The organism is Actinosynnema sp. NPDC023794 (assembly GCF_040639675.1).
In the GTDB taxonomy this organism is placed as follows: Bacteria; Actinomycetota; Actinomycetes; order Mycobacteriales; family Pseudonocardiaceae; genus Actinosynnema; species Actinosynnema luteola.
In genome coordinates this window covers 16,041-29,377 of the sequence record NZ_JBFAFR010000034.1, presented here as the reverse complement: position 1 = coordinate 29,377, position 13,337 = coordinate 16,041, and the positions used below count along the sequence as shown (strand labels likewise).

The following is a 13,337-nucleotide window of genomic DNA, read 5'->3' as shown; positions in this document are numbered from 1 at the left end:
CCCGTGCGTGGTCGTCGCGCACGGGGGCGTCGTCGGCGTCAGGGCTTGAGCACGACCTTGCCCACCGTGGCGCGGCCCTCCAGCGCGCTGTGCGCCTTGGCGGCCTCGCTGAGCGGGAACGTCGTGGTCAGCGGGGTGAGCCTGCCCTCGGCCAACGCGCGCATCGACAGCTCCTCCAACCCGCGCAGGTTCGTGCCCTTCATCATCCGCGGTCCGACGACGACCGACGCGGTGATGCCGAGCCGGTAGAGGTCGGCGGTGTCGATGGCGGTGGGCTCGCCCGCGGACCAGCCGAACAGGAGGATCCGGCCGCCGACGCCGAGCAGTTCCAAGGACTTGCGGCCGGCCTCGCCGCCCACGCCGTCGAGCACGACGGTGACCTGACCGATGCCCTCGTCCCAGTCCGGCCGGGTGTAGTCGGCCACCACGTCCGCGCCCAGCCCGCGGACCAGGTCCAGCTTGGCGGTGCTCGCCACGCCGACCACCTTGGCCCCGACCGCCTTCGCCTCCTGCACGAACAACGCGCCGAGCCCGCCGGCCGCCGCGGTCACGAGGACCACGTCGTCGGCGGTGAGCTCGGCGATGCGCAGCACGCCGACGGCGGTGCGGCCGGTGCCGATCATGGCCACGGCCGCGTCGTCGGACACGTGGTCGGGCAGCTCGTGCAGCGAGGCGGCGTTCGCCACGGCCTGCTCCGCGTACCCGCCGCTGGCCTGGCCGAGGTGGGCGACGACGCGCTTGCCCAGCCAGTGCGGCTCGACCCCGTCCCCCAACGCGGTGACGACCCCCGCGACCTCCCGACCCGGCGTCATGGGCAGCTCGGGCAGCGGGAACGGCCCACCGTGCTCACCGCGGCGGATCGACGTGTCGAGCAGGTGCACCCCGGCCGCGGACACCGCGATCCGCACCTGGCCGGCCCCCGGCTCCGGGTCCGGCGCCTGCTCGTAGCGCAGGTTCTCGGCCGGGCCGAACTCGTGCTGAACGATGGCGTGCATCTCTTGATCCCCTCTGAAGTCCTGCCGGCCACGCTAGGAGTTCCAGTTAAGTCGAGGTCAAGCGACCGTGTCCGATGGCGTCGGAGGTCAGTCCGAAGAATGTGCGAACGCCGTAATGCCTTTGACGGGAGCGGGCCGTTCGGAGATAGTCGTAGAGACACCGCGGTGGTGTTCGACGAACCACAAAGGGGACCTTCGTGAACAGCAAGGAGACCGAGTGGAACGGCTCCGCGACGCGCACGTCCGGTGACCGATGCCAGCGCTCCTGACCTGCCCGTACTTCGCACCAGTCGAATCCGACGACACGGTGCGTGATTATTGGGGAATCTTATCGGCCTATTGGCTGTAATGATCGGCGCGCATTCGGCGTGGCGCTGGCGGCCCGACCTTCATGGGGTGGGTCGGGGCGGATAAACCCCGGCACGGCGGGGTGTGTGACTCCTGTCGGGAAAGGGGGGACGGGTTCGTGCGCCCGTCCCCCGCAGCCATTCGGCCCACGAGCCGGGCCGAGGCGGCGACGGGCTGTTCGCGGCTCCTGTTTGCGGCTCGGACCGGACGGGTAGTCGGTGGTCGTCCGGAGCCCGGTCAGACGGGCTCGTGGTCCTCAGTTGGAGGGCGAGATGACCCACCACTCGACGGTCGGTCGCGTCAAGGTCGCGGGCCTGCAACCCGCCCAGGTGCTGGCAGGCCTGGTCGGTTTGGTCTTCCTCGCGTTGGGTGTGCTGGGCTTCGTGCGCACCGGGTTCGGCGACTTCGCGGGCGACCAGCACGCGATGCTGCTCGGGTTCGCGCTGAACCCGCTGCACAACGTGGTCCACCTGGCGTTCGGCGTGCTCGGCCTGCTGATGGCGAGCACGTCCGGCCTGGCCCGCCTGTACGGCTGGATCCTGTTCATCGGTTACGGCGCCGTGCTGCTGTGGGGCCTGGCCCTGGCCGGCGTGTTCTCCATCAACCCGGTGTCCGGCCTCGGCAACCCGCTGGCGCTCAACATCAACGACAACTGGCTGCACCTCGGCCTCGCCGCCGTCGGTCTGCTGATCGCGGTGCTGCCGGCGCGGCGGAAGATCGTGACGGAACCCCCGGTCGACACGCGGACAGGGGAGCCGATCGCCCCCGTCGCGGGTCCTGGCGAGACGGTCGCGGGCCGGACGGAGGCGGAGCGGCGTCGGGAGCAGGCCCGGTACGAGCGGGACGCGAGCATCCGCGACCCGAAGGCCGATCCGGTGACGCAGGAGATGCCCACGCAGCGCGCCGACGACGCGCGGCACGGTGCGTACCGCGACGAGCGGATCGAGTCGATGGACCCGGCCGTGAACCCGCGGCCGGTCCAGCCGATCGACCCGGCCATCGCGGAGCAGCACAAGTCGCGGTTCAGCCGGTGACGCCGCTGACGCATCAGCCGGTCGTGAAGCGCTGACGGCAAGGCGCGCGAACGGCGCACGGTCCCGAGCGGACCGTGCGCCGTTGTGCGTCGTGGCTTGTTGGACGGGTTCCGTGAGGGCTTCAGGCCGCTGAGTCCATGCGGTCCACCTGGTCGTCGTCCAGTTCGACCTCGAGCGCGCCCAGGGTTTCCTCCACCTGTGCGACGGAGGTGGCGCCCACGAGCGGGATGATGTCCTGGCGCATCAGCCACGCGAGCACGACCTGGTTGACCGTGGCGCCGAGTTCCGCCGCGACCTCGTGCAGCACCTTCAGCCGCCGAGTGGTGCCGGGGTGGTCGTACTCCTCGCCCAGCGGCTTGTCCCGGTACCTGCCCGACAGCAGCGCCGAGTACGCCACCAGCGTGATGTCCGGCTCGGTCCCCGCGTAGTCGAGCAGCTCGTCGGTCATGTGCACGTGACCGCCCTCGGGCAGCTTCACGCCCGGCCGGGGGCGGAGGTAGCTGTACCGCTGCTGCACGGCGGTGTAGAGCGGCCAGCCGTTGGCCCGTGAGACCGCCCGTGCCCGGTCGAAGCGCCACGTGGCGTGGTTGCTCGCGCCGATCTCCCGCACCGCGCCGGCTTCGACGAGGGACGCGAACCCGCCGAGGGTGTCCTCCAGCGTGACCCGGCGGTCCTCGATGTGGCTGTAGTAGAGGTCGATGTGGTCGATGCCCAGCCGCTCCAGGCTCGCGGCGGCGGCACGGCGGACCGTGTCGCCGGCCAGGCCCTCGGCGTTCTCCAGACCGGTGCCCGGCGTCAACGGCCGCGCGCCCGTCTTGGTGGCCACGACCACGTCGTCGCGGTTGCCCCGGGCGGCCAGCCAGCGACCGACCACCTGCTCGCTCTCGTCGCCCGTGCCACCGTCCCAGAACACGTAGTTGTTCGCCGTGTCCAGGAACGTGCCGCCCGCCTCGGCGAAGCGGTCCATGATCGCGAACGAGGTCTGCTGGTCGACCGACGTGCCGAACGGCAGCGTGCCCAGCGCCAGGGCGCTGACCTCCAGTGAACCGATGCGCTGTCGTCTCATGGCGGTCAGCCTGGATGCTGGAGCGCGGTCCAGGTCAAGCCCCTGGCATGCTGGGCGGCGATGTCAACTCTGACGAAATGGGCTCCCGCCGTGCTGGCGCTGGTCCTGGTGGCCAGTCCGGGCGTGTGGCGGTACAGCAGGCACGTCATCACCATCGCGCACGAGGCCGGGCACGCCCTCGTCGCGCTGCTCACCGGCCGGCGGCTGGAGGGCATCAAGCTGAACTCGGACACGTCCGGGGTCACCGTGTCGCGCGGCAGGCCGACCGGTTTCGCGGTCGTGCTGATGTACTTCGCGGGGTACGTGACGCCGTCGTTGCTCGGGCTGGGCGCGGCGGTCCTGGTGACGTCCGACCAGGTCCGGCCGTTGCTGTGGGCGACGGTCGGGTTGCTGGTCGGGATGCTGGTCATGATTCGCAACGCGTTCGGCGTGCTGTCGGTCGTGGTGACCGGGGCGGTGATGTTCGCCGTGTCGTGGTACGCGACGGTGGAGTGGCAGGCGGCGTTCGCGTTGTTCGTGACGTGGTTCTTGTTGTTGGGCGGGGTCAGGCCGGTGGGGGAGTTGCAGCGGCGGCGGATGCGGGGGTTGGCGCGGCAGTCCGATGCCGATCAGCTGGCGCGGATCACCCGGGTGCCGGGGTTGGTGTGGGTGCTGCTGTTCGCCGGGGTCGCGGTGGGGACGCTGGTGGTGGGCGGGCGGTTGCTGCTGCCGTTGTGAGTGCCCTTGGCGGGTAAGGGTCGGTGGGGCGGGTAACCCTTCCTTTTCCAGGGAGGACGCCATGACCGACACCGTTGCCGACTTCGTGCTGCGCCGCCTGCGGGACTGGGGAGTCGAGTACGTGTTCGCCTATCCGGGTGACGGCATCAACGGGCTGGTTTCGGCTTTCGGGCGCAGTGGTGACCGGCCCAGGTTCGTGCAGTCGCGGCACGAGGAGATGTCCGCGATGCAGGCCGTGGGGTACGCGAAGTTCGGTGGGCGGGTCGGGGTGTGCATGGCTACCTCCGGGCCCGGGGCGATCCACCTGCTGAACGGGCTGTACGACGCCAAGTTGGATCACGTGCCGGTGGTGGCGATCGTCGGGCAGACGGCGCGCACGGCAATGGGTGGCAGCTACCAGCAGGAGGTGGACCTGCACTCGTTGTTCAAGGACGTCGCGTCCGAGTACCTGGTCGACGTGACCGTGCCGGAGCAGTTGCCCAACGCTCTGGACCGGGCCATCCGCACCGCGGAGGCGCAGCGGGCGCCCACGGCGTTGATCATCCCGGCCGACGTGCAGGAGTTGGAGTACACGCCGCCCGAGCACGCGTTCAAGCACGTGCCGTCCAGCGCGCCCAGCCGGAGTCGGGCGACCGCCGTCCCGTCGACGGATGACGTCGAACGGGCGGTGGAGGTGTTGAACGCCGGGGAGCGCGTGGCGATGCTCGTGGGGCAGGGGGCGCGCGGTGCCGGTGATGAGGTTCGCCAGGTGGCGGAGGTGCTGGGCGCCGGTGTGGCGAAGGCGCTGTTGGGCAAGGACGTGCTGCCCGACGACGAACCGTGGGTGACCGGGTCGATCGGGTTGCTGGGCACGAGGCCGAGCTACGAGTTGATGCGGGACTGCGACACGTTGTTGATCGTCGGGTCGAGCTTTCCGTACTCGCAGTTCCTGCCCGAGTTCGGCGGTGCGCGGGCGGTGCAGGTGGATGTCGACGGGCGGTTCATCGGGATGCGCTACCCGACCGAGGTGAACCTGGTCGGTGACGCGGGGGCGACGTTGCGGGCGATGCTCCCGTTGTTGCGGCGCAAGGAGGACCGGGGCTGGCGGGAGACCGTCGAGCGCAACGTGGCCGAGTGGTGGGACACGCTGCGCCGACAGTCCTTTGTGGATGCCGATCCGGTGAACCCCATGCGGATCATGTGGGAGTTGTCGTCGCGGTTGCCCGACGACGCGATCGTGGCCGCCGACTCGGGGTCCGCGGCGAACTGGTACGCCCGTTTGGTGAAGTTGCGCGGGCGGATGCGCGGGTCGTTGTCGGGCACGTTGGCGACGATGGGCGCCGGGGTGCCGTACGCGATCGGGGCGAAGTTCGCGCACCCGGAACGCCCGGTGGTGGCGCTGGTCGGCGACGGCGCGATGCAGATGAACGGGCTGGCCGAGTTGATCACCATCGCCCGCTACCACGAGGAGTGGTCGGATCCGAGGTGCGTGGTGTGCGTGCTGCACAACAACGACCTCAACCAGGTGACGTGGGAGCTGAGGGCGATGGGCGGCGCGCCGAAGTTCGAGGAGTCGCAGGTGCTGCCCGACATCGGCTACGCGGCGTTCGCGCGGTCGATCGGGCTGGGCGGGATCGACGTGTCCGATCCGGACGACCTGGGCGGCGCGTGGGACGAGGCGCTGTCCGCCTCACGGCCCGTGGTGCTGGACGTGCGGTGCGACCCGAACCTGCCGCCGATCCCGCCGCACACGACGTTCGACCAGGCCAAGGCCACCGCCGAGGCGATGCTCAGGGGTGACCCGGACGCGTGGGACGTGGTCAAGCGCGGGGTGGCGACCAAGGTTCAGGAATTCCTGCGCGGGTAACCGGTGGCCATGGTCAGCATCGGTTACTTCCTCTCCAGCGAGGAACACGGACCGCGCGAGCTGGTGCAGCAGGCGAGGTGGGCGGAGCAGGCCGGGTTCGAGCGCCTGTGGATCTCCGACCACTACCACCCGTGGAACCGCGAGCAGGGGAACAGCCCGTTCGTGTGGTCCGTCATCGGCGCGCTGTCCGAGGTCACGTCACTGCCCGTCACGACCGCTGTCACCTGTCCGACGCTGCGGATTCACCCGGCCATCGTGGCGCAGGCCGCGGCGACGGCGGCCGTCCAGTGCCGGGGCGGGTTCACCCTCGGCGTCGGCACCGGCGAGGCGTTGAACGAGCACATCTTCGGCGACCCGTGGCCGTCCGCGCCGGAACGGCTGGCGATGCTCGAAGAGGCCGTCGAGGTGATGCGGGCGCTGTGGACCGGCAAGGAGGTCAGCCACCGCGGCGAGCACTACACGGTCGAGAACGCGCGGCTCTACACGGTGCCGCCGTCACCCGTTCCGGTGTACGTGTCGGCGTTCGGGCCGAAGGCGGCTGAGGTGGCCGGGCGGATCGGCGACGGCCTGTGCTCCACCATGCCGGACCCGTCGCTGGTGGCGAAGTTCCGCGCCGCCGGCGGCGCGGGCAAGCCGACCCAGGCCGGGTTCAAGGTGTGCCACGCGTCCTCCGCCGAGGCGGGCGTGAGAACGGCGCACCGGCTGTGGGCGAACGAGCAGCTGCCCGGCGAACTGGCCCAGGTGCTGCCGACGCCGCGGCACTTCGAGCAGGCGTCGACGCTGGTCACCGAGGACATGGTGGCCGAGGCGCTGCCCGTCGGGCCCGACCCGCGGCCGTACCTGGACCGCGTCCGCGAGTTCGCCGACGCGGGCTACGACGAGGTGTACGTGAACCAGATCGGCCCGGACCAGGAGCGGTTCTTCTCGTTCTGGGCCGAGTCCGTCGCGCCCGAGCTGGAGGGCGCCTTCGCCACGCCGGGAGGAGTGCGATGACAGATCCGAACGAACGCCCGCTGGACGAGATCGAGCAGCTGGACGAGGACGAGCTCGGCGTCGACCCGCTGGAGCGCGGCGTCGAGCCGCCCGAGCACTGGAGCGCCGCCGACCGCCACGGCACCACGCCGCGCGAGCTGCGCGAGGGCGAGACCCTCGACCAGCGGCTGGCGCAGGAGGAGCCGGAGTAATCCACCTCCCCCGGTAATCCATCCGATGAGGCGCACCACGTTTGCCCCCCGGGGACCAGCGGGTAAGCCGTGATCAAGCACCTGTGACACCGCAAGGGGGTTCATCCGATGACCAGCACCGCGCGCCTGCCCAAGCCCGTGACCGACGTCTGGGACTGGCAGAAGGAAGGGTTGTGCCGAGGCCGTGACAGCGCGGTCTTCTTCCACCCAGACAACGAACGCGGTTCCGCCCGGGCCGCGCGTGAGGACAAGGCCAAGCAGCTCTGCGCCCGCTGCCCCGTCGTGGACCCGTGCCGCGAGCACGCGCTCGCGGTCCAGGAGCCGTACGGCGTCTGGGGCGGCATGGGCGAGGACGAACGCCGTCGGATCATCGCCGGCCGCCGCCGCTCCGCCGCCTGAGGGTCGACCGGGCCGCCGCTGGTCGGGCCGCCCCCGCCCTCAGGACCGGCGGAAACGCGCGGAGGCCGCCTGACTTCACGAGTCAGGCGGCCTCCGCGCGTTTTCCCTGGTCTTACTCGGTCAACCCCTCGCGCAGCTGCCGCAGCGTCTTGGCCAGCAGCCGCGACACGTGCATCTGCGAGATGCCGACCTTCTGCGCGATCTGGGTCTGCGTCATGTTCCCGAAGAACCGCATCACCACGATCTTGCGCTCCCGCTCCGGCAACTTCTCCAGCAACGGGTGCAGCGCCTCGCGCTGCTCGATCGCCTCCAGCTCCGGGTCCTCCTCGCCGAGCGTGCTGCCCAGCGAGATGGAGCTGTCGTCGGCCACGAGCAGGTCGTCCAGCGACGCGCTGTGGTAGGCGTTGCCGGCCGCCAGCCCTTCGTGGATCTCCTCCCGGCTCAACCCCAGGTGCTGCGCCAGCTCGCTCGGCGTCGGCGCGCGGCCCAGCTCCTGCGACAGCCGCGCCGACCCCGCGTTGATCGCCAGGTGCAGCTCCTTGAGCCGCCGCGGCATCCGCACCGACCAGCTGGAGTCCCGGAAGTACTTCCGGACCTCGCCCATGATCGTCGGCACCGCGAACGACAGGAAGTCGCTGCCGCGTTCCGGGTCGAACCGGTCCACTGCGTTGATCAACCCGACCGTGGCCACCTGCACCAGGTCGTCGTGCGGCTCGCCGCGGTGGCCGAACCGCCGGGCGATGTGCTTGGCCACGGGCAGGTGCTCGGTCACCAGCTCGTCGCGCAGCCGCTCCCGCTCCGGGTCGTCCTTCGCGGTCGCGGCCAGCCGGACGAACAGCGGCGCCAGGTGGTCGTAGTCACCCTGGGTGCCGGACCGCGTCGTGCCCCCGTCCGACCCCGTCACGCATCCACCGTCCCCAACGACCGCTTGACGAGGTCGATGTGCACCTCGAACGCGTCCGCCTGCGGCGCGACCCAGGTCGTCACCGAATCGACCAGCGCGCTCAGCACCCGCCAGCCGAAGCTGTCGCGGTCCGGCGGCGCCGACCGCTGCGAGCCCACCTTGGTGAACACCTGCACCGAACCGTCCACCACGACGAACTGGGCGCTGAGCACCGCACCCTGCGCGGCCAGCGAGATCAGGGTCGAGCACGCCTCGTCGACCGCCAGCTTCAGGTCCTCGATGGAGTCAAGGTCGAAGTCCTGCCGCATGGCGATGTCCGCCGCCACGGCTCGGACGATCGACAGCTGCGTGGGGTCGGCCGCCATCCGCAACTCGACCCCGGTCAGGGCGTTATCCGACTCACCGCTTCGCGGCTCAGTGTGCGACACGCTCACCTCGTCGTCCGTTCTGTCTCGTTGTGCTGCTGAAGCTATCGATACCCGAATTGATCGTCGTTCACACGTGTAGCGGGCGTGCGGGCCGGGAAGACTGACTGGTGCGACGGGGAGGCCCTTTGACCGATCAACTCGCGGACCACCACTGGGGTGTGGAGTTCCCGGCCCAGCCCGGGCAGCTCGCCGTGGTACGCGCCCGGCTCGACGCCTGGCTGGCCGCCGAGGGACTGCCGGAAGACGACCGGTACGACCTGCTCCTCGCGGTCAACGAGGCCGCCAGCAACGCCGTGGAGCACGCCTACCCCCCCGACGAGCGCGGTCTCGTCCACATCGAGGCCGACGCCAGGCCCGACGGCAGCGTGCGCGTCGTCGTCACCGACCACGGCGGCTGGCGCGTTCCGCCGCCCACCCTGACCGCCCGCGGTCGCGGGCTGCTGCTCATGCGCGAGAACGTCGACGAGGTGCTGGTCGACCGCGGCGCGACCGGCACCACCGTCACCCTGGTCCTCGGTCCGCGCCACCGGTCTCGCGGCACGTTGCTCGTCCCGCCGCCACCAGCCGATCCGGTGGACGTGACCCCACGTGACGGCTGGGTGGAAGTGCACGTTCGCGGCGACGTGCCCGCGCACGCCGCGCCCGCCGTCCGTCGCCGCATCCTGACCGCCGCACGGGGCGGGACCGTACCCGTGGTCGTCGACCTGCGCGCGTTGGGCGAGCACAGCGAAGGCCTGATCCGCAGCCTGCGCGCCGTCGCCGACGCCGCCGCCGCGGCGGGCAACCGGGTCGTCGTGCGCGCGCCCGAAGACGGCCACGCCCGCCGCGCGCTCGTCGCGGCGGGCGTGGACCAAGTCGTCGACCTGGTGCCGCACGTCTAGTCCCGGTCCGTCATCGGGGTCTCACCGGGACTCGTCGGCCTCCAGCGCCTGCTCGACCGACTCGAACACGCTGAACACCTCGCCCAGGCCGGTCGCGGCGAGCGGCCGGGTCACGGCGCGTTCCACCGCCACGACGCGGAACGCCCCGCCACGGCGCTTGGCGTGCTGCGACGCCTCCACCAGCACCGCGAGACCGGCCGAGCCGAGGAAGCTCACCCCCGACAGGTCCAGGACCAGCGTCCTGCCCGCGTCGAGGTGTCGCAAAGCGTCCGCCCGCAGCTGCGGCGCGGTGAGCATGTCGATCTCACCGCTGACCGCCAGCACGGTGACGCCTTCGCCCACCGTGCGCGCGGCGAGCCCGAGCTGCCCGGCCCGCGGGCTCTCGGCCGCGGCGGACTCGGCTCCGCTCGTCGCCACGACGTTCGGATCCTGAACCGTCACGAGGCACTCCTCTTCAGCTGGTACCGCTGGGTGGGAAGCCCGGACGCACCGAATGTGCGCGCACCGCAGAACAGCAGCGTGGCGGAAACGTTTCCCCGCTAGCCGGACTTCCCGGCGCGGCTGTTGGCTCAACCGCTGCGCCACCCACCGTACGTAGCCCGTCGCGACACCACAAGCGCGCGGGTGGCGCCCTGATAGGCACGAGTGTAGTGGGGCGTCCGGTGTGCGGTGGACGACGGACGGTGAACGGTTTGGTGCCGCCGGGGCCGGTTACACCTCGGGGGAAGCGTTCCCGCCCGTGGCGCGCAACTGGGCGACGCAACCGCCCGCCGGCCGGAATCGCGCATGAATGAGGAGGTGGTCTCGACCACAGTCGCGCAGAATCCGGGTGACGGGGATAACGCCGCGAGAGCCGTGAGCGACAACCCTGGTGGAGGGATTTCACATGAGCACCAGAACGGAAACCGAGTCCGAGCCCGCGAAGCGCGGGGCGGCGCGTGCCGGCGCCACAGGCGCGGCGGCGCTGCCCACAGCTCCGTGCAGCGTGGTGTGGAGCAAGGGCCACGCCTACGTGCTCGAAGGTTTCCGGGCCCGCTGGGTGGGCGTCGACGACCGGGGTCGTCCGCAGGCGCTCAGCGGTGACGAACTGCAACGCCGCGGCTGGAGCCGCACCCGTTCGAACAACTGAGCGCCCCGCGGGCGAGCCCGAGGGGCCCGCACCGCGAGTCGACGACCGGGGCACGCCGGGCGGCCCTCTACAGTGCGGACGTGTCGCACGATCCAGCCGACCGGCTGCTGACCATCCCGAACGCGCTGAGCGTGTTGCGGCTGCTCGGCGTGCCCCTGTTCCTGTACCTGCTGCTCGGACCGCACGCCGACGGCTGGGCGCTGGTCGTGCTGGTCGCCGCGGGGCTGTCCGACTGGCTCGACGGCAAGATCGCCCGCTGGCTCGACCAGGCCAGCCGGCTCGGCGCCCTGCTCGACCCGGCCGCCGACCGCCTCTACATCCTCGCCACGCTGGTGGCCTTCGTCGTGCGCGGCATCGTGCCCTGGTGGGTGGCGGTGGTGCTGGTCGCCCGCGAGCTCGTCGTCGGCGTGTGCCTGCCCGTGCTCCGGGCCCGCGGCTACGGCCCGTTCGAGGTCAACTACCTCGGCAAGGCGGCCACGTTCAACCTGCTCTACGCGTTCCCCATGCTCCTGCTCGCCCAGGGCGCCTCCACCGCCGCCCAGGTCGCCCGTCCGGTGGCGTACGCGTTCATGGTCTGGGGAGGAGCCTTGTACCTGTGGTCGGGCGTGCTGTACGTGTACCAGTTCGCCCTCGCGATGCGGCGACGGCCGGGTGTCGCGCCGGCCTGAACGTCGACGTGGGAAGATCCGGCGGAGCGTTGATCCACCGTCATTGAAGGAGCACACCGCGGTGATTCCCGAGGAGCTCAAGTACACCGAGGAACATGAGTGGGTGCTGCGCACCGGTGAGGACACCGTGCGCGTGGGCATCACCGACTACGCCCAGGAACAACTGGGTGACGTCGTGTTCGTCCAGCTCCCGGAACTCGGCGAGCAGGTCGCGGCCGGCCAGACGCTGGGCGAGGTGGAGTCGACCAAGAGCGTGTCGGACATCTACGCGCCCCTCGCCGGCGAGGTAGTCGCGCGCAACGACTCGCTCGACCAGCAGCCCGACCTGGTGAACTCCGACCCGTACGGCGAGGGGTGGATGGTGGAATTGCGGCTGGAGGACCCGACCGCGGTCGACGACCTGCTCGACGCCGCCGCGTACCAGGAGCTGGTGGCAGCGGAGTGACGTCGATCTTCCGGCGGCTCTTCGGTCGGTGGGGGAGCCGCTCCTCAGACAAGGGTTCGGGCACGATAGGTTCTAGCGGTCTCGACGGTTCCAGCAGCAGGAGGAGAGCTCAGGTGAGCACGAACGACGGGCCAGGCGTTCCGCCCGAGCAGTCCCCGGAGCGGACCTCCGTGTTCCGGGCCGACTTCCTCGCCGAGGTCGAGGGCGCCGAGGCGCCCGCCCAGGAGCCGGCCGTCGCGGGTGTCGACGCACTGCCCGCCGGATCGGCGCTGCTCGTGGTCAAGCGCGGCCCCAACGCGGGGTCGAGGTTCCTGCTGGACCGCGACACGACCAGTGCGGGGCGGCACCCCGACAGCGACATCTTCCTCGACGACGTGACGGTCTCCCGCCGCCACGCCGAGTTCCGCCGCGAGGGCGGCGAGTTCGTGGTCATCGACGTGGGCAGCCTCAACGGCACCTACGTCAACCGCGAGCCCGTCGACCAGGCGGTCCTGGCGAACGGCGACGAGGTGCAGATCGGCAAGTTCCGCCTCGTGTTCCTGACCGGTCCGGGCGCCGGGGGCCAGGGGGCCTGAGCGATGGGGCTCCGGTGACGGCGGCCGGGCGGCCACGCGGGGGGTTGAGCATCGGGGCGGTGCTGGCGCAGTTGCGGCCCGACTTCCCCGACGTCACCATCTCCAAGATCCGATTCCTGGAGTCGGAGGGCTTGGTCCGCCCGGCGCGCACGGCCTCGGGGTACCGGCAGTTCACGTCCGCCGACGTGGACCGCCTGCGGTACATCCTGTCCGCCCAACGGGACAGGTACCTGCCGCTGAAAGTCATCAAGGAGCAGTTGGACGCGGCCGACCAGGGCGCGTCGAAGGCGATGCGCGCGGTCGACCTCTCCCCGGCCGCCGGGCACCGGGTCACCCGCGAGGACCTGCTGGCGCGGGCGGGCATCGAGCCGCGCGTGCTGGCGGACCTGGAGCAGCACGGCCTGATCAGGCCTGGTGCGGGCGGGTTCTACGACCACGAGGCGGTGCAGATCGCCTCGACCGTGCGTGCGATGGCCGAGCACGGCCTGGACGCGCGCCACCTGCGCCCGTTCCGCCTCGCGGCCGACCGCGAGATCGGGTTGGTGGAGCAGGTCGTCGGCGCGGCGCACCGGTCACGAGAACGTGACGACGTGGTGCGGGAGTTGGCGGCGCTCTCCGTAACGCTGCACACACTCTTGGTGAAGGTCGGTTTGCGCGAGGTCGTCGGACGCCCTGTTTCGCCGAGGTGAACGCGTGTCCGCATCGTGATCCGAAGCGG

The 13,337-nt window shown here is 71.1% G+C and carries 17 protein-coding genes; 12 read left to right on the top strand and 5 right to left on the bottom strand.

Features of this window, described 5'->3' with window-relative positions:
* Positions 1–38: 38 nt before the first annotated feature.
* The gene (locus AB0H12_RS38615; RefSeq protein WP_499629862.1) at positions 39–995 is read right to left on the bottom strand and encodes a zinc-binding dehydrogenase; all 957 of its coding nucleotides are present in this window, start codon (positions 993–995) and stop codon (positions 39–41) included.
* Positions 996–1,615: 620 nt separating this feature from the next.
* Between AB0H12_RS38615 and AB0H12_RS38610 the strand changes: the two genes are divergently transcribed.
* Positions 1,616–2,377: a DUF4383 domain-containing protein gene (locus tag AB0H12_RS38610; RefSeq protein ID WP_499629860.1), complete on the top strand. Its 762-nt coding sequence runs from the start codon at positions 1,616–1,618 to the stop codon at positions 2,375–2,377.
* A gap of 121 nt (positions 2,378–2,498) precedes the next feature.
* Here the strand turns inward: AB0H12_RS38610 and AB0H12_RS38605 are convergent, their stop codons facing one another.
* Complete coding sequence (locus AB0H12_RS38605; protein ID WP_499629859.1) at positions 2,499–3,443, bottom strand: aldo/keto reductase; 945 nt, start codon at positions 3,441–3,443, stop codon at positions 2,499–2,501.
* Positions 3,444–3,503: 60 nt separating this feature from the next.
* Between AB0H12_RS38605 and AB0H12_RS38600 the strand changes: the two genes are divergently transcribed.
* The 5 genes from AB0H12_RS38600 (at position 3,504) to AB0H12_RS38580 (ending at position 7,589) form a co-directional block, all read left to right on the top strand.
* Positions 3,504–4,160, top strand: a complete 657-nt coding sequence (locus AB0H12_RS38600; RefSeq protein WP_499629857.1) for a M50 family metallopeptidase — start codon at positions 3,504–3,506, stop codon at positions 4,158–4,160.
* Positions 4,161–4,221: 61 nt separating this feature from the next.
* Entirely contained in the window at positions 4,222–6,006 is a 1,785-nt protein-coding gene (locus tag AB0H12_RS38595; protein WP_499629855.1) for a thiamine pyrophosphate-requiring protein, read from the top strand.
* 9 nt (positions 6,007–6,015) lie between these two features.
* On the top strand, positions 6,016–6,999 hold the full coding sequence (locus AB0H12_RS38590; protein ID WP_499629853.1) for a TIGR03557 family F420-dependent LLM class oxidoreductase: 984 nt from the start codon (positions 6,016–6,018) through the stop codon (positions 6,997–6,999).
* Positions 6,996–7,190, top strand: a complete 195-nt coding sequence (locus AB0H12_RS38585; protein WP_499618520.1) for a hypothetical protein — start codon at positions 6,996–6,998, stop codon at positions 7,188–7,190. The genes AB0H12_RS38590 and AB0H12_RS38585 overlap by 4 nt, the downstream gene beginning before the upstream one ends.
* A 108-nt stretch (positions 7,191–7,298) precedes the next feature.
* A complete protein-coding gene (locus AB0H12_RS38580; protein ID WP_230566217.1) occupies positions 7,299–7,589 on the top strand; it encodes a WhiB family transcriptional regulator in 291 nt (96 codons plus the stop codon).
* Positions 7,590–7,701: 112 nt separating this feature from the next.
* On the opposite strand, the gene AB0H12_RS38575 is transcribed toward AB0H12_RS38580, so the two are convergent.
* Complete coding sequence (locus AB0H12_RS38575; protein WP_073890290.1) at positions 7,702–8,493, bottom strand: SigB/SigF/SigG family RNA polymerase sigma factor; 792 nt, start codon at positions 8,491–8,493, stop codon at positions 7,702–7,704.
* Positions 8,490–8,921 (bottom strand): ATP-binding protein, encoded by a 432-nt coding sequence (locus AB0H12_RS38570; protein ID WP_499629850.1) that lies wholly within the window; start codon positions 8,919–8,921, stop codon positions 8,490–8,492. The genes AB0H12_RS38575 and AB0H12_RS38570 overlap by 4 nt, the downstream gene beginning before the upstream one ends.
* A gap of 125 nt (positions 8,922–9,046) precedes the next feature.
* Between AB0H12_RS38570 and AB0H12_RS38565 the strand changes: the two genes are divergently transcribed.
* A complete protein-coding gene (locus AB0H12_RS38565) occupies positions 9,047–9,802 on the top strand; it encodes an ATP-binding protein (RefSeq protein ID WP_499629848.1) in 756 nt (251 codons plus the stop codon).
* A gap of 21 nt (positions 9,803–9,823) precedes the next feature.
* Here AB0H12_RS38565 and AB0H12_RS38560 read toward each other — a convergent pair whose 3' ends face one another.
* Positions 9,824–10,243: an STAS domain-containing protein gene (locus AB0H12_RS38560; protein WP_499629846.1), complete on the bottom strand. Its 420-nt coding sequence runs from the start codon at positions 10,241–10,243 to the stop codon at positions 9,824–9,826.
* 445 nt (positions 10,244–10,688) lie between these two features.
* Between AB0H12_RS38560 and AB0H12_RS38555 the strand changes: the two genes are divergently transcribed.
* The 5 genes from AB0H12_RS38555 to ftsR all read left to right on the top strand — a co-directional run bounded on the left by AB0H12_RS38555 (position 10,689) and on the right by ftsR (position 13,308).
* Positions 10,689–10,931: a hypothetical protein gene (locus AB0H12_RS38555; RefSeq protein ID WP_498783909.1), complete on the top strand. Its 243-nt coding sequence runs from the start codon at positions 10,689–10,691 to the stop codon at positions 10,929–10,931.
* 80 nt (positions 10,932–11,011) lie between these two features.
* On the top strand, positions 11,012–11,599 hold the full coding sequence (gene clsA, locus AB0H12_RS38550; protein ID WP_499629844.1) for a cardiolipin synthase ClsA: 588 nt from the start codon (positions 11,012–11,014) through the stop codon (positions 11,597–11,599).
* Positions 11,600–11,660: 61 nt separating this feature from the next.
* The gene (gene gcvH, locus AB0H12_RS38545; protein WP_230566211.1) at positions 11,661–12,044 is read left to right on the top strand and encodes a glycine cleavage system protein GcvH; all 384 of its coding nucleotides are present in this window, start codon (positions 11,661–11,663) and stop codon (positions 12,042–12,044) included.
* A gap of 113 nt (positions 12,045–12,157) precedes the next feature.
* Positions 12,158–12,619, top strand: a complete 462-nt coding sequence (gene garA / locus AB0H12_RS38540; RefSeq protein WP_033427969.1) for a glycogen accumulation regulator GarA — start codon at positions 12,158–12,160, stop codon at positions 12,617–12,619.
* A 14-nt stretch (positions 12,620–12,633) separates the two neighbouring features.
* Positions 12,634–13,308, top strand: coding sequence for a transcriptional regulator FtsR (gene ftsR, locus AB0H12_RS38535; RefSeq protein ID WP_499629842.1), 675 nt, complete (start codon positions 12,634–12,636; stop codon positions 13,306–13,308).
* The last annotated feature ends 29 nt before the right edge of the window (positions 13,309–13,337 follow it).

Bases quoted from the DNA above. Each gene is read 5' to 3' on its own strand.
- AB0H12_RS38615 (WP_499629862.1), bottom strand. From the start codon at position 995: ATGCACGCCATCGTTCAGCACGAGTTCGGCCCGGCCGAGAACCTGCGC.
- AB0H12_RS38610 (WP_499629860.1), top strand. From the start codon at position 1,616: ATGACCCACCACTCGACGGTCGGTCGCGTCAAGGTCGCGGGCCTGCAA.
- AB0H12_RS38605 (WP_499629859.1), bottom strand. From the start codon at position 3,443: ATGAGACGACAGCGCATCGGTTCACTGGAGGTCAGCGCCCTGGCGCTG.
- AB0H12_RS38600 (WP_499629857.1), top strand. From the start codon at position 3,504: ATGTCAACTCTGACGAAATGGGCTCCCGCCGTGCTGGCGCTGGTCCTG.
- AB0H12_RS38595 (WP_499629855.1), top strand. From the start codon at position 4,222: ATGACCGACACCGTTGCCGACTTCGTGCTGCGCCGCCTGCGGGACTGG.
- AB0H12_RS38590 (WP_499629853.1), top strand. From the start codon at position 6,016: ATGGTCAGCATCGGTTACTTCCTCTCCAGCGAGGAACACGGACCGCGC.
- AB0H12_RS38585 (WP_499618520.1), top strand. From the start codon at position 6,996: ATGACAGATCCGAACGAACGCCCGCTGGACGAGATCGAGCAGCTGGAC.
- AB0H12_RS38580 (WP_230566217.1), top strand. From the start codon at position 7,299: ATGACCAGCACCGCGCGCCTGCCCAAGCCCGTGACCGACGTCTGGGAC.
- AB0H12_RS38555 (WP_498783909.1), top strand. From the start codon at position 10,689: ATGAGCACCAGAACGGAAACCGAGTCCGAGCCCGCGAAGCGCGGGGCG.